The organism is Marivirga sp., assembly GCF_051117495.1.
In the GTDB taxonomy this organism is placed as follows: domain Bacteria; phylum Bacteroidota; class Bacteroidia; order Cytophagales; family Cyclobacteriaceae; genus Marivirga.
On record NZ_JBNPEF010000042.1, the window covers coordinates 32329 to 47219 of the forward strand.

The 14891-nt window shown below is 34.0% G+C and carries 14 protein-coding genes; 3 read left to right on the forward strand and 11 right to left on the reverse strand.

Features of this window, described 5'->3' with window-relative positions; genetic code table 11:
- Nucleotides 1-261: 261 nt before the first annotated feature.
- From ACFE0M_RS18530 to ACFE0M_RS18555, 6 genes are all read right to left on the reverse strand, one after another.
- The gene (locus ACFE0M_RS18530) at nt 262-1257 is read right to left on the reverse strand and encodes an isoaspartyl peptidase/L-asparaginase family protein (RefSeq protein ID WP_434547285.1); all 996 of its coding nucleotides are present in this window, start codon (nt 1255-1257) and stop codon (nt 262-264) included.
- Nucleotides 1254-2834 carry a beta-N-acetylhexosaminidase gene (locus ACFE0M_RS18535; RefSeq protein WP_434547286.1) on the reverse strand — a complete coding sequence of 527 codons (1581 nt, stop codon included), beginning with the start codon at nt 2832-2834 and terminating at the stop codon, nt 1254-1256. The genes ACFE0M_RS18530 and ACFE0M_RS18535 overlap by 4 nt, the downstream gene beginning before the upstream one ends.
- Before the next feature lie 141 nt (nt 2835-2975).
- The gene (locus ACFE0M_RS18540) at nt 2976-5435 is read right to left on the reverse strand and encodes a leucine-rich repeat domain-containing protein (RefSeq protein WP_434547287.1); all 2460 of its coding nucleotides are present in this window, start codon (nt 5433-5435) and stop codon (nt 2976-2978) included.
- Nucleotides 5422-6222, reverse strand: a complete 801-nt coding sequence (locus ACFE0M_RS18545) for a hypothetical protein (RefSeq protein WP_434547288.1) — start codon at nt 6220-6222, stop codon at nt 5422-5424. Before ACFE0M_RS18545 ends, ACFE0M_RS18540 begins: the two co-directional genes overlap by 14 nt.
- Before the next feature lie 26 nt (nt 6223-6248).
- Complete coding sequence (locus ACFE0M_RS18550; protein ID WP_434547298.1) at nt 6249-6788, reverse strand: hypothetical protein; 540 nt, start codon at nt 6786-6788, stop codon at nt 6249-6251.
- Nucleotides 6789-6862: 74 nt separating this feature from the next.
- Complete coding sequence (locus ACFE0M_RS18555; protein WP_434547289.1) at nt 6863-7366, reverse strand: nucleoid-structuring protein H-NS; 504 nt, start codon at nt 7364-7366, stop codon at nt 6863-6865.
- A 229-nt stretch (nt 7367-7595) separates the two neighbouring features.
- Between ACFE0M_RS18555 and floA the strand changes: the two genes are divergently transcribed.
- The 3 genes from floA (at nt 7596) to ACFE0M_RS18570 (ending at nt 11595) form a co-directional block, all read left to right on the forward strand.
- Nucleotides 7596-8483, forward strand: coding sequence for a flotillin-like protein FloA (gene floA / locus ACFE0M_RS18560; RefSeq protein WP_434547290.1), 888 nt, complete (start codon nt 7596-7598; stop codon nt 8481-8483).
- A gap of 160 nt (nt 8484-8643) precedes the next feature.
- Complete coding sequence (locus tag ACFE0M_RS18565) at nt 8644-11088, forward strand: zinc-dependent metalloprotease (RefSeq protein ID WP_434547291.1); 2445 nt, start codon at nt 8644-8646, stop codon at nt 11086-11088.
- 78 nt (nt 11089-11166) lie between these two features.
- Nucleotides 11167-11595 carry a hypothetical protein gene (locus tag ACFE0M_RS18570; protein ID WP_434547292.1) on the forward strand — a complete coding sequence of 143 codons (429 nt, stop codon included), beginning with the start codon at nt 11167-11169 and terminating at the stop codon, nt 11593-11595.
- A gap of 166 nt (nt 11596-11761) precedes the next feature.
- Here the strand turns inward: ACFE0M_RS18570 and ACFE0M_RS18575 are convergent, their stop codons facing one another.
- From ACFE0M_RS18575 to ACFE0M_RS18595, 5 genes are read right to left on the reverse strand one after another with little or no spacing between them, the layout of a single operon-like run.
- The gene (locus ACFE0M_RS18575) at nt 11762-12097 is read right to left on the reverse strand and encodes a YnfA family protein (RefSeq protein ID WP_434547293.1); all 336 of its coding nucleotides are present in this window, start codon (nt 12095-12097) and stop codon (nt 11762-11764) included.
- Between the two features lie 4 nt (nt 12098-12101).
- A complete protein-coding gene (locus ACFE0M_RS18580) occupies nt 12102-12458 on the reverse strand; it encodes a DUF3703 domain-containing protein (RefSeq protein ID WP_434547294.1) in 357 nt (118 codons plus the stop codon).
- Nucleotides 12459-12467: 9 nt separating this feature from the next.
- Nucleotides 12468-12725: a hypothetical protein gene (locus ACFE0M_RS18585; RefSeq protein ID WP_434547295.1), complete on the reverse strand. Its 258-nt coding sequence runs from the start codon at nt 12723-12725 to the stop codon at nt 12468-12470.
- Complete coding sequence (locus tag ACFE0M_RS18590; protein ID WP_434547296.1) at nt 12706-13830, reverse strand: glycosyltransferase; 1125 nt, start codon at nt 13828-13830, stop codon at nt 12706-12708. Before ACFE0M_RS18590 ends, ACFE0M_RS18585 begins: the two co-directional genes overlap by 20 nt.
- The gene (locus tag ACFE0M_RS18595) at nt 13827-14750 is read right to left on the reverse strand and encodes a lysylphosphatidylglycerol synthase domain-containing protein (RefSeq protein WP_434547297.1); all 924 of its coding nucleotides are present in this window, start codon (nt 14748-14750) and stop codon (nt 13827-13829) included. The genes ACFE0M_RS18590 and ACFE0M_RS18595 overlap by 4 nt, the downstream gene beginning before the upstream one ends.
- Nucleotides 14751-14891: the final 141 nt, after the last annotated feature.

Genomic DNA, 14891 nt, shown 5'->3' on the forward strand with positions numbered 1-14891 from the left:
AAAAGTAATTTTGTGTCAATAAATGGGGAATTGAAAATAATTTCCGTCTTTAAAAACCGAATAAAACTCAATATTATTTCAATCTAATTGAGAAACTTAAAACAATTAGTTTTTAAGATATACAATCAAAAGAAATAAATCCAATACTTATAAAAAATAACCTCAAAGATTAATATAGTCCATATTTCTCCATTTTCTGAGGAAGGATTAGTGAAGAGGTGCCAATTAAAAATTCAATTAAGCAACATTAAATTATAATCATTATTTAATTAAATAATCTGCATCAATTAGTCTATTTCCTTTTTTCTCATCCAAAACAGCAAAATTAAATCCTTTTTGAAGACAGTAAGCACCAAATTCTCCCGCTTTATTTAGCGCAATAAATCCAATTTGTGTAGCGGAGTAATCCTGTTGCCTAATTTTAAATTTTTTAAGGATCAATTGAACTGCTGCTTCGCAGGCATCTTGTGGTGATTTTCCATGTCGCATTTGTTCCACAACCAAATGAGATCCGACCACTCTAATGATTTCTTCTCCGTGACCAGTCGCCACGGCAGCACCTACTTCATTATCAACATATAGGCCTGCTCCAATGATGGGAGAATCACCAACCCTACCCTGCATTTTATAGGCCATGCCACTGGTAGTACATGCACCAGATAAATTTCCATGAGCATCCAAAGCAATCATCCCGATAGTATCGTGATTTTCAATATTTACAACCGGTTTATACTCAGAGGTTTTAAGCCATTCCCTCCATTCTTTTTCAGATGCTTTGGTTAATAAATCTTCTTTTGGAAAACCTTGCCTCATAGCAAATTGTAATGCTCCTTCCCCAACCAGCATAACATGTGGACTTTTTTCCATTACTGCTCTGGCCACTGAAATGGGATGTTTTATATGTTGCAAACATGCTACAGAACCAATATTGGCTTTTTCATCCATTATACAAGCATCCAGCGTAACATTTCCGTCTCGATCCGGCCTGCCTCCATAGCCCACACTACGTTCTTCAGGATCTGCTTCCACTCTTTGAACACCTTTTTCTACTGCATCCAATGCACTTCCATTCTGTTTTAAAATTCCCCATGCATCATTATTGGCTTCTATACCGAACCTCCATGTGCTTAACACAATAGGTTTTGTGATTTCAGTAGCTTGTAAATTTGTATTAGACAACGCTTTAAATGGTCTAAGCGCTATTCCTGATGCCACTGCAAGTCCTGTTTTTAAAAAATTTCTTCTATATAATTTCATCTCATTTCATTTAAAAAATGATCACAATAATTCACCTCCATGCGATCTAAAATTTTGGTGTTAATTTTTAATCTGTTGAGAAAATCTTCATAATTTTTAACCTCCACTTGTGACCATAAAACTTCAGATAAGGCCAACATTCTAGGTATGGCCATATATTCTACTTGACTAAATGTTTTCATATATTCCGTCCACACATTTCCTTGGGCGCCCAAAATAAAGCCTGATTCACTAGGATTAAGAGCATCTGGAATAGGCTCATAAGCATATACTTTATGCAAAGGATTATAGCCTCCAATTGCCAATGGCTCATTTTCAATATTTTCAACTTGGTAATGATCAAAGTAACATGGACTTCCTGGTGACATCACCACAAAATGAGATTGTTTGGCTGCCGCAATTCCGCCTTCTGTTCCTCTCCAACTCATTACAGCAGCATTTGGAGCCAGACCACCTTCTAAAATCTCATCCCAACCAATGATTTTACGCCCTTTTGCATTTAAGTAGCGTTCCATTCTTTGAATAAAATAGCTTTGAAGTTCATGTTCATTTTTAAGCCCTTCCTGAATGATTCTTCTTTGGCATTTATCACAGTTTTCCCATCTATTCTTGGGAGATTCATCACCTCCGATATGGATGTATTCACTTGGAAATAGTGCCAAAACCTCATCCATTACAGCCTCCAGAAATTCAAATACTTCCTCATTTCCGGCACAATAAACATCCTCAAAAACTCCCCAACCTCTTGCCACTTTAAAAGGACCTCCTGTACAGGATAAATGAGGATAAGCGGCCAAGGCTGCTAGGGAATGTCCCGGCATTTCTATTTCAGGAACTACATTAATGTGCCTTTCCTGAGCATATTTCACTACTTCTTTAATCTCTTCTTGTGTGTAAAAACCACCATACCGAATACTATCATATTCTTGATTATCATACTTTCCAACCATAGTGCCCTCACGCCATGCACCAATTTCAGTAAGACGGGGAAATGCTTTTATCTCAATTCTCCAGCCTTGATCTTCGGTAAGATGCCAGTGAAAATTATTCATTTTATACATTGACATATAATCGAGATATTTTTTTACTTCCTCTACGCTAAAAAAATGTCTGCTACAGTCAAGATGCATACCGCGCCATTCAAATCTTGGACTGTCCATTATTTTCATCTCAGGAAGTTTGCCATTATCCGCGGTAATTAATAATTGTTGTAATGATTGTATTCCGTAAAATATCCCAGCACTATTTGATGCGCTAACAACAATCTTATCGTTATTAATTTCTAGTTCGTAGGCTTCTTTGTTAATATCCGTTTTGGATAATAATAATTTAATTTCATTTTTTCTTTTTGAAATTCCATTCGAGGCATTCTCTTGAAAGTAATTATCAATGACGGATTTTAAATACTTTGATTCAAATGCAAGTCCTGTATCAGCTTTTATTTCTATTTCAGCAAACAATTGAAAAACTCCCTGGCCTTTTTTCATTTGATTAGGAGCAGGGATTATAGATACTGAATTCTGACCCAAACCCGCTGAGGAAATCAGGAACAAAGCTAATAATAGTAAATACTTCATTTGAACAATGATTTAAGCTTAGAGACTTTATATAAAGCTGAATTTAATGAAAATAAATATTAATTATGGTGGGATCAAAAATTATTGAAATTGATAAATTAATATAAACTCCAATTGATTTATTTATTACAGAGTGAATATTTAATAAAATCTCACTTCACAATCAGGATGTTCGTCTTTGAATTTATTGAGGCTGAAATCAAAAATTCTGGTATTGAAACAAATGAATTGTTCTAAATTATCTAGCAGTTCCAGTTTACCAATCCATCTAACTCGAGTACTAGAAATATCTAAATATTTTAAGCCGATTAAATTCTCGATACCTTTAAGATTCTTAATTTGTGTTCCTGCCAAGCTCAAATATTCTAGGCTTTGTATAGACCCCAATGGTTTTAGATCGGATATAGCTGAAAAATCCAATACTAATTTCTCTAAATTATACAGTTGCGTAAAAGGTTCTAAATCGTTTATAGGACTTTCCTTAATACTTAATTCTTTAACATCTTTAATAGCTTTGATGCTTTCCAAATTAAACATCTCTACCCTTTTCAAATGAACATTTTCTAATAAGATAAATTGAGCCAATGGATTTACATTTTGAATGTCTTCATCCTCAATTACAAGACTGTTAATTGCCGTTAAATCATGTAATTCTTTGGCAGTTGGTTGATTACTAAGCGGAAATTGTAATTTAAAAATGGCTTGCCAAGTATCATCTAAGCCATTCCACCACGCTTGCATTCCTTTTTCATCGTATATTATACTAACTTTTGATCCCTTATTTGAATAGAATTTGCCAACAATATCTTTTTTGATTCCATTTCCATCTACATTTAAATCCACTAGATTAATCAATTTGGCTAAATCTAAAAATTGCTCTTCAGAAAGCTGATTTTGGGCCAGATTCAGCTTCTTTACTTTCTTTAAATTAAGGATTGATTCTACCGATTTTAAGCCTATATTTTCAGCCTCCAAAACAGTCAATGTCGTTAAAACTTCAATCGGGTTTAAACTTTTTATTTGGTTATTAGAAACAGATAAATAACGCAAGCGGGAAAATTTCATCAATGGATTTAGGTCATTTAATCCTTTATTATTTAAACTTAAACTGTCATTTAATAATAATTTCGTTAATTGTTCTTTTCCAAAATCTGATATTCTTTCTCCATCTACGTAAGCAAAAAGCGCCAATTTCCAATCAACACTTAATTTATTCCACCATTCCATTATTTCCTCCGAATTTACAACCAGCAATTTGTTGGGATTCTCATCTATAAATTCATTGAGTTCTTCTTCACTTATAAAGGTATTATCGGCATATATTTTCTCTAATGAACTTAACTTATTAAGTGGCTCTAAACTCTCCACTTGAGTATTGTTAATATTCAAAGTATGAAGACTTTGATAATGCTCCAAGGGACTTAAATCAGAAATAAAAGCAAATGAAATATCAAGATTTTGCAATGTTTTTGGACTCATTTTATCGGTCAATTGGGACAAATTACTTTTGGACATATTAAGCTCCTCCAATTTTTCCATTTCCGATAAAATCTCAGGGGAATTAAAGAAAGTCTCACTTAAATCTAGATTTTTTAGCTGTGTATAATTTTTTAAAACCTCAAAATCCCTAATATCGGCCCCGTTTAAATGTAATTCCTTTAAAGCTTTAAGATTTTCCAATTCATCAATATTCTGAATGGGTGTAAAGGAAATGTCTAAATATTCCATGTTTTCAGCATATCGCAAAAAGCTCAAATCTTCTATAGTGGTATGAGAAATATTCAAATGTCTCAACTCTGTCAGACTGCTTAATGGGGCTATATCCTCAATTTTGGTGTGACTTAGGTTTACATATTCTAAATCCACCAAAAAGCTAAGTGGCGCCAGGCTCACAATAAATTCATTATTGGATAAATTGAGTGAATCAATAGAGGCTATTTTATACAATTTCTCCATTTCAACACTATCTTCTGCTATCTGAAATTCCTTTTTGAATATGTCTTTCCAGCCTAATGAAAGATTATTCCACCATTCTTTAATGGCTTCATCCCTACTGACTTTTGTAGTGTAAATACTGGCAATCTGTAGCTCATCCGATTCTTTATCCAGATTAATTTCCACAAATCGGGTTTTGGTGTTGAGTATAGATTCGCCTTCAATCCCTGTAGCTTTCAAGGTTCTGTTTAATTCTATTTTAAAGGACAAACCTCCATTATCTCTCAGAAATGGTTCTGAAGCTTTTATATCAAAATCAAATTTTGCATCCTGAAAAAAGAAATCGATATCCTTTAGGTAAGCCGTAACATCTTTATTAATGAGCACATTTCGATTTTCAGTCAAGTCATCCTCTATTTGGACTTTACTGTCTCTAAATATCTTCAAATAGCTTTCCCTGATAATAACATCCTTATCGCGATGACTAGCATTCTTGCTTCCTAAAGTATTGAGTAAATATTCCAAAAAACGAACTTGGTCCTCTGCTTTTGATTGGTAAGATTCGATTTCTTGCTTTTCAAAGCCCTCGATATCCTGAGCGGAGAGCTTAACATTTGGAAGAAGAATCAAGCCTAGAAAAAATAAAATGAAATTATTTAGCTTCATATATAAATGATTTCAATTTTGGGACATCTTGCTTTTCAATAGGCGTTAGGTCTGATATCAACCATCCGCTATTATAACCTTTTCGGTTATATTCTGCGATTTGAAAATACCAACCTTCACATTGAAAGAAGTGGAATTTACTTCCCGTAACCGTTTTAAATTCAATTTGATTGGAAGCCATTTCATACAGAAAAATAGAAAGCGGATCTTCTTCAAATTCATCAGAAGTAAAATCCACAGCATTCTCTTGATTTAAGGATTTATGCAGATTCATAAAATCTAATTCATGGCTCATGGGATGTAAAAATGGTTTCTCATCACTTTTATCCTTATCAAAAAATTCTTGGTAATGAGCGGAAGAAACTTGTTCTAAAACCCATTCATAACCTTCTCTTTCCTCCTGGATTTTAAAGAAAAGCAAAATGTTTTCTTCCTTTCCATTTCTCATAAATACTACATTGACCTCGGCAAACCAGCCTTCTTCATGGAAGTCAAGAAATTTAGGATTACGCTTATCCGTTACATCATTAATAAAGTCTTTTTTCTGTTCAGTGGAAATATTTTGGTTTTCCCTATCAAAAAGTAAGCTGAGATAATTTTTTCGTAATGAAGCTTCTCTAAATTCTTTATCGCTTTCATAATAGCGCTTTCCTTTTTGGTTTTCTTCTCCGTTAAACCGTCTGAAAAATTGATTGACTTGTTTAGTGGAAGCATACAACTCAGACTCATCACGGGTACTTCCATCTTCCTGCACTATTTGCGCAGGAAGATTGAAAGTTAAAAACATAAATAAATTTAGAAATAGGATTCGTATCATGAAGAGGTTTCAGTCACGCGAATATCACCCAACATCACATCCCAAAACTCAATGGTTCTACCAGAAATTTGAGTTTTCTTTTTCTCCACATAAATGGTAATGTCTTTTTTGGTAGTGTCTTTATAATTCAGTCCATCATCTGAAGTTCCCTCGAATCTTTGATAAACTGTAACTACACCCACATATTTTCCATCAGGCTGTTTTTCCAAATCACTGATATAATGAATATCATACCAGCTGATTTTCACATTATCATAATTCAAAGCCATTAAACGCTCGAAATATTTTCTTACTTTATAATATTCTACTTCCTCAGTGGTTAAAGAAGAAACGCCCATTTCGCTATCAGGAGCGAATAGTTCTTCTGCCCTATCCATTACCCTATTAGCTTCAGAATATGCAGTTTCCTTATCACCTATGATGCTGATATACTTGCTCAAATCTCTTACTTTTTCCAATGCCAAAGAATCAATGGCTTGTTTTCTTTGAGGGGAAACATCATCACTTTGTGCAAAAGCACCAACAGAAAAACCCATCAAAAGCGCTACAAAAGCTATATATTTTATCTTTATAATATTCATCATTTTAAATTTTATGTTAGTTCAATTAATTATTTGCGAATCAATTCAAGTTCCGTAATTCTACCTCTGTCATTGGTTTTCACCTTATAGATATCATTAAGGTTCTTTCCTTGATCTTTCAAATAATTCATATAATCCAAAATATTGGTAGGCTCATCATAATCCTTTGTTCCATCCGCTGATTCATTAATAATAATGAGAACGGGAACACTTGGGGAAGCAAACATAGATTTCGCTTCATTGATATTACTATTGGCTTTTGCAGTATTGTCAGAGGCGTTAGCAATAGCATTGAAATAATTATCAAGCTTGCTTGCTAATTCTTCTTCAGATGCTTTTGTGTTTTTGGCAGTTTCAGAATCTCTTGGCGACTCCAAATCAACTGTAGTATCATCAGGTTTCTCCTGTTGCTCTTCTGTTGCATCTGCGTTGGATGCATCAGCCACCTTTTTACTACTCTTGCAGGCAAATAAACCAGCACTTAAAATTAAACACAAGGCCGCCAGCCTAAAAATAGATTTCACTTTATTCATTTCATACAATTGTTTAGTACACGACTTGTAACGTAATTTTACAAGAAAGTTATATTTATCGATCAAAATAATTGCTTTATCGATTAAAAAATACACTTGGTGAAATATCTCCAAATCATTTTTCATACTATAAACTGAAATATCTTGATAAAAATAAAATAAACTCAATCAAGTTAAAATCTGATGGTAATTCACTACCTTTCAACACACATAATAACGCTGATACCCAATGGCATTAAATTCAATTGTTTTACTAGTTGCCATTTTAGTCGGCATTTGGTTATTTTTATTCATATTTCCAATTAATATATGGATAACCGCCATATTTTCAGGTGTAAGAATCAATTTGTTGGAATTGGTATTCATGCGATTTAGAAAAGTCCCACCAGTGCTCATTGCCAATTCAATGATAAATGCCACAAAAGCAGGGATATTGGATGTAACAGTGGAAGAAATGGAAACTCATTATCTCGCCAATGGAAACCTTCCCAATGTCATTAAAGCTCTGATTGTAGCCGATAAGGCTAATTTAAAATTAAGTTTCAAACAAGCTACTGCCATTGATTTAGCTGGAAGGGATGTATTGCAAGCCGTTCAGGTTTCGGTAACTCCATATATGATAATTGTCCCAGCCATTACTGGTGTTTCATTAGACGGGATTCAATTAATTGCTGTTGCTAGGGTTACAGTAAGAACAAATTTGGAAAGATTAGTGGGAGGTGCTGGAGAGGAAACCATTAAAGCCAGAGTCGGTCAAGGTGTTATTTCCTGTATAGGAACTGCCAAAACCTATTATGAAGTCTTAGAAAATCCGGAAAACATATCCAAAAAGGTGTTGGCTGATGGATTGGATGCAGGTACAGCCTTTGAAATTCTGTCTATCGATATAGCGGATATTGATATTGGGAAAAATATTGGTGCATTTTTGCAAATCGACCAAGCCTCAGCTGATTTGAATATTGCCAAAGCCAAAGCTGAAAAAAGAAGGGCAATGGCAGTCGCACTGGAACAAGAAATGTTGGCTCGTGTTCAAAAAGCTAAAGCTACTGTGATTAAAGCTGAGGCCGAAATTCCGGTTGCCTTATCCGGGGCTTTTAGAACGGGGCGCTTTTATTGAATTGGAATTTAAAATTTGGGGAATAAAAGTTTATAAAAAGATAACCCCATTTTTACATTCACATATTTGTTTTAAAATTTGCTTTATCAACTGACCATCTGAATAATTCCTTCTATATTTTTTAAGATAATTTTTTACCTTTCAGAAAATAAAAAATATCATGAAGCAATATCTCTATATTTTCATTATCCTAATTGCAGTTTCATGCAATGCACTTAAGAGTAATCAAAGCACTGAACCTGAATTATCTAAATATGATAAATTAATTAAAGGAAAAGAGAAATTCAGCGGATTCCTAAATTACTATTGGGATGCCGAAAAAGGTAAAATATACCTTGAAATTGATAAATTAAATGAAGAATTAATCTATGTGAGTTACCTCTCCGCAGGCTTAGGATCTAATGACATTGGTTTGGACAGAGGGCAAATTGGCAATTCGAAAATTATCAAATTCGAGAAAATCGGTAATAAAATCATGGTTTTTGAGCCCAATTATAAATTTAGGGCTGATACTGAAAATGAGGCAGAGAAAAAAGCTGTTAAAGATGCCTTTTCTCATTCCATTATCCATGGATTTGAAATTGAAGCCTCCAATGATTGGTCTCATTTAGTGGATGCCACAGATTTTTTTATCAGAGATGCACACGGAGTCAGTAAAAGGTTAAAGCAATCAAATGAAGGTAACTATAGTTTAGATAAGAGTCGTTCTGCATTTAATATGGAGGGGGCTGGTAATTTTCCTGAAAATACGGAGTTGGATTTCTGGATTTCCTTTAAGGGCGATGCAAAGGGACGGGAAATATATTCCGTTACGCCTGATGCTGATAATATCACTGTACGCCAGCACCATTCATTTGTGCAATTACCAGATGATGGATACCAAACTAGAAAATTTGATCCAAGAGCAGGCTATTTTGGTACTACCTATAAAGATTATGCCGTACCGATTAAGGAAGACATCAATCAAAGGCTTATTAATCGCCACAGATTACAAAAGAAAAATCCAGAAGCGGCAAAAAGCGAGGCTGTTGAACCTATCATTTATTACTTAGACCCAGGTACTCCAGAACCTGTAAGGTCTGCATTACTGGATGGTGCCAAATGGTGGAATCAAGCCTTTGAAGCAGCTGGATATGAAAATGCTTTCCAAGTTGAAATACTGCCAGAAGGTGCAGATCCTTTAGATATCAGATATAATGTGATTCAATGGGTGCACCGATCATCACGCGGTTGGAGCTATGGCGCCAGTGTGACTGATCCTAGAACCGGGGAAATCATTAAAGGCCATGTGAGTTTAGGTTCATTAAGAGTTAGACAAGATTTCCTAATTGCAGAGGGTTTATTAGCACCTTATGATATGACAGGTAAAAATGATTCCATGGAAGAAATGGCTTTGGCTAGAATCAGACAATTATCTGCCCATGAGATAGGACATACTTTAGGTTTGGCTCACTCCTATGCATCCAGTACTGAAAATGATGCTTCTGTAATGGATTATCCGCACCCAAATGTAGATTTAGATGAAAAAGGAAATATTACTTTGGAAAATGCTTATTCCGAAAATATCGGTCTTTGGGACAAGTATGCCATTCGATATGGATATGAAGAGATTCCAACCGGTGAAAATGAAGCGCAATATTTAGATAATATTATAAAAGAAGCCAATGAAAGAGGATTAAGCTTTATTTCGGATAGAGATGCAAGAGCAACAGGTGGAGCTCATCCTTATGCTCATTTATGGGATAATGGTAAAGATGCGGCTGTTCAGCTTAATCATTTGCTCAATGTAAGACAAAAAGCACTGTCCAGTTTTGGGGAAAATGTAATACAATATGACAGACCTTTGGCACAAATACAGGAAGCGTTGATCCCTATTTATTTTCTTCATCGATACCAAGCAGAGGCCACATCCAAATTGATTGGTGGCTTAGATTATTCCTATAAAATGAGAGATGATAATTTAAAGGAAATGAAGATTGTACCGGCTGAATGGCAATTGGAAGCCACCAATAGCTTGGCCAATGCAGTTAAACCGGAAAACTTGGCATTACCTGAAAAACTTTTAAATACACTTTATCCAAGACCTTTAGGATATTATGATGGACGGGAGCTTTTAAATGGAAGAACAGGATTGACTTTTGATGCCATTGGTGTAGCCGAACAGGCTTCTGCTATGGTCTTTGATTTGGTGTTGCACCCGCAAAGATTAAGCAGGTTGGTAGAATATCATGCTAGAGATAAAAAATTTCCGGGTATTCAGGAAACCATGGAAATCTTTCAAGCTACTTTATTTAATTCAAAAGTTAACAATGACTATCATGAAGCTATACAATTAACCAGTCAGTCTGTTTTTGTTAATAAATTAATGAACAGCATAAAAAAAGGAAATTTATCTCCTTTAGCAAGAGCTGAGTTAATTTCGGTTTTGAATGATATTTCTTCAAAACTGGCTAAACCAAATTACCGCGATAGCAATTTGAAAAAAACTCATAACAAGATGATAGTAAATCAAATCAAACTTTTTATGGAGTCTCCCCAGGAGTATGATGTAGCGCCTATTCCATCTCTTCCTCCTGGCAGTCCGATTGGTAGTTGTGACTATTAAATCAACATTAAAAAAAATGTTTCAACTTAAACTATCGTTTGAGTTGAAATATTTTGTCATTCTTAAAATTTGAACCAAATGAAATTTATTTACTTAACAGCCTTAGTATTATTACCATTTTTTTCATTTTCTCAATCTATAGTAAGTTATCATCAATCACCAAATGGAGGGGAAGTATCCTATGCTTATGAATTAAAAGATAAATTCAGACCCGAAATAAGACTTTATCCCAATACAATTATTGATGATTTTTTCGTAAAGCTTATGTTTAATTATGATTGGGTTGAAAAAAACGATTATGAGTTTTACAGTGGAATTTCATTATTAGGATCAACAACTGGTTACGCCACTTTTGGCTTACCTTTAGGTCTAAATATTTACCCTTTTGAAAATAAAAATTTTGGGTTTTTAATGGAGTTTGCCCCTAGTTTTCCATTAGGAGAAGGAAATGGGGCTTATTTTACTGGCAGTTGGGGTATTCGATATAGATTCAATAAAAAAGAATAGTGAAATGAATATCAATCTTGTTATTTACCCAAACCTGTCAGGTTTAAGTGAATTATAGTATTAAAATTGGTAGTATTTTCATCTTTCTAATAACATTAATAACCTGACAGGTTTCAATTTTTTAATTGGCCCAAGCGAGAAGCCTGAACCAGAATAAAGATCTTTATTAATTTCCTCTCGGGGCATACATAATGATCAGCATACCCAACAAGGCAATTGCGCCCCCAATCAAATCAAATTTATCGGGAATTATACCATCCACTTTCCAGCCCCATATTATGGCCATGATGATGAAAATACCACCATAGGCCGCATAAACTCTTCCAAAATTAGCTGGTTGCCATGTGGCCACAACACCATATCCAACCAAAATTATTCCTCCCAAGACTCCAACCCACCAAGGTTTTTCTTCTCTAAGTGTGAGCCAAACTAAATAACCACCACCAATTTCACATAAGCCTGCTAAAATAAATATTGATATGGATTTGAGTATGGCATACATATAATTAAGCTTTTTCTAATATCAATTTTAAGTCAGCAGGAATCTCCATTGGTTGCAATGGTGGTACATTTGCACCTCCGGTATTTCCAACTGGAATCTTTCCGACAAAAGATTTCACTCCGCCAACCAACAGCCTTGGTATTTGACCCACTACTTCTTTAAAATCCTTAATCTTAAATCCAAAATTCAACATTAGCCAATGAACATAAGAGTGCTGAATTGGAAATGCCTGTCCAATGATGTGGGCTCGTTCCAAATGTCTCCAAGCTACTTGATAATGCTTAGATTTAAGATTTGACCTAAAATCGATTAGTTCATTTTTATAATAAGGTTTTAATCCTTTCGGAAATTTAAAGTTCATAGCAATCATTTAAAATCCATTATGTTCCAATAAACCCTTTTTGGTGGCCAAAAAATATAATTTACTCCAAGGAACAGATTCAATTGACTCAATTTTGTGGGGAAAATCTTGGTCATGATCGATTAAGATTTTGATAAATTCCTTTTTATATAAACCTAGGAGTTGATTTTGTAGGTTTTCATCTTTCCACCCCAAAGCATCCTTTACTTCTTTATAGGATTGCACAAAATATAATTCATCCATTAAATCAATTTCCTGATCGTTCATTACTATTATATTTTCTTTCTTTCCAACTATAGCTCCCAAAATTGGCTAATAGACCAAATATCACAACATAAATACTATAAAGCAACTGCAAAACAGCAAAAACGAATGAATTGAAACTCTGTTTTTGAGATTTTAAAATGAGATAAATAAATATTCCCTCAGATAGGATTTTAAAAGAAAGAATAGGTACAAGAATCAAAAATTCATTGCTAATGAAGCTAAAAATTATACTTGTGATGTATATTAAATGAAATGACCAAACCGACAAAGCTGGTAAACTGTCATTCATATTAGCTGTAGCTCTCCATTTGGCTGCCCAGCGTTTTCTTTGTGCAAAAAAATATTTGAAATTTTTAGGTGGATTGGTTTTGACTACTGCCTCCTTCTGGAAAAATATCCCATTCGGATAATGTGATTTAATTTTTTGTAATAAAAAAATATCATCTCCAGAAGGTATAGTCAAATTATCAGTATAAGGTTTAATCTCTTCAAATGTAGATTTTCGAAAAGCCAAATTAGCACCGTTTGCCATAGTAGGCTTACCAAGGTGGATACTCACCGCCCCCACTCCTATCAAAGGGGCAAACTCCATTTGGAATATTTTTGAGATAATATTATTAGACTTAAAGACCACACTTCCACTCACCAATTGAATATCTTGAATTTCAAACGGTGCCTGCATTTTTTGTACCCAATCAATCGGGAAAATACAATCCGCATCCGATGTCACAATAATTTCCGCCTTTGAATGTTTGATTCCAGCTGATATTGCCATTTTTTTTCCTTCTAAATTGACAGGAAGATTCAAGACCGTAATCTTAAATGGAAAATTAGATTCAAAAGATTGAATGACTTTTTTATAATTATCATCAGAATGATCATTTATTAAAATTATTTCCAATAATTCCTTTGGATAATCTAAAGCTGATAAACTTTTGAGTAAAGCATCTAAATTTTCGAATTCATTTCTAAAAGGAATTAATATAGCGACTGATTTCAGTTCCCCACTTTCAATTAATTCAGGCAAACTCTTCCATGTTTTAGAGGCGAAAAGCAAGGCTAATCCATAAAAGAGTATGACCAATGAAAAAAATGCTAAAATCACGTATTTTTCAATTTAAGTTGTGGAATGAAGAACAAGCCAATAAATGCTGGTAAAGCAATATTGATCAACCATAAAATTAAGCCAGATGCAATAATAGAAGCAACCTCTACTTCTAAATTATCAAAAAATAAAGCTACGCTAAATTCCCTAACCCCTAAATCACTTAAAAAATTAAAGGTGGGCAATATGGATTTCGCTAAAAACATAAAAGCTATTCCCATAAACTGTAAGAATAGGCTTAGTTTCAGGCCCAATACGGAAAGTAAAAGTAGAAATTGTGTACTAAAAACCAGATATCTTAAGAATGATAATCCCGCTAAAATACTGATCAGTTTCAATCCCATGCTCTTTACTGGTTGAACATAATCATTAATTCTAGGATGCTTCCTCTTCAAGAATAAGATTAAAAATATGATGACAATTAGAACACCCAAAACACTTAATATAGGATATGTAATGGATATTGGGATATCGATTTGAGCCAAACTTTTTTGCGAATAAATGTAAAAAGCAATCAAGCCAAATAATGCAGTGGGTAACATTTGCATTAAGCGTGAAATGAGAATCAATCCCAAGGCTTTTTTACGGTCTTGATGGCTGATTGAAAAAACTTTGGCAAAATAATCACCTATTGCGTGGGGAGTAACAAAACCCATGGCCACACCTGCCAATACTCCAATTATTGCATTTGAAAAAGTAATGTGTGTAATGGGTTGAATAGAAAATTTCCATTTCAAAACCTCCATCAGCCAATTTAATGGCATCAAGAGTATAACAAGCAATAAAACCCCAAGATTATCTTTAAATAACTGAAATGCAGCTAAAAAACCTGATTGGTCTTCTCTGATTTTTTCGTATAAAAATATCAGTACCAGTAGTGTAACAAATACTTTAATGACAATCAGTAGATATTTTTTCAAGTTATTCTATCTAAATTCAATACCGTCCTAAATAAAGAGAGGGGTTTAAGTTTTATCCCAAAATATTAATTTTGGGTTGACACAAAAACCAAAAAACCCCTCATGAGCAATATTACACTTTTTGCACAGATAATTAAAAAA

Coding starts and splice junctions, on each gene's coding strand:
- ACFE0M_RS18540 (WP_434547287.1), bottom strand. CDS start 5,435: ATGAAGCTAAATAATTTCATTTTATTTTTTCTAGGCTTGATTCTTCTT.
- ACFE0M_RS18565 (WP_434547291.1), top strand. CDS start 8,644: ATGAAGCAATATCTCTATATTTTCATTATCCTAATTGCAGTTTCATGC.
- ACFE0M_RS18545 (WP_434547288.1), bottom strand. CDS start 6,222: ATGTTTTTAACTTTCAATCTTCCTGCGCAAATAGTGCAGGAAGATGGA.
- ACFE0M_RS18550 (WP_434547298.1), bottom strand. CDS start 6,788: ATGGGTTTTTCTGTTGGTGCTTTTGCACAAAGTGATGATGTTTCCCCT.
- ACFE0M_RS18530 (WP_434547285.1), bottom strand. CDS start 1,257: ATGAAATTATATAGAAGAAATTTTTTAAAAACAGGACTTGCAGTGGCA.
- ACFE0M_RS18555 (WP_434547289.1), bottom strand. CDS start 7,366: ATGAATAAAGTGAAATCTATTTTTAGGCTGGCGGCCTTGTGTTTAATT.
- ACFE0M_RS18570 (WP_434547292.1), top strand. CDS start 11,167: ATGAAATTTATTTACTTAACAGCCTTAGTATTATTACCATTTTTTTCA.
- ACFE0M_RS18535 (WP_434547286.1), bottom strand. CDS start 2,834: ATGAAGTATTTACTATTATTAGCTTTGTTCCTGATTTCCTCAGCGGGT.
- ACFE0M_RS18585 (WP_434547295.1), bottom strand. CDS start 12,725: ATGAACGATCAGGAAATTGATTTAATGGATGAATTATATTTTGTGCAA.
- floA (WP_434547290.1), top strand. CDS start 7,596: ATGGCATTAAATTCAATTGTTTTACTAGTTGCCATTTTAGTCGGCATT.
- ACFE0M_RS18580 (WP_434547294.1), bottom strand. CDS start 12,458: ATGAACTTTAAATTTCCGAAAGGATTAAAACCTTATTATAAAAATGAA.
- ACFE0M_RS18575 (WP_434547293.1), bottom strand. CDS start 12,097: ATGTATGCCATACTCAAATCCATATCAATATTTATTTTAGCAGGCTTA.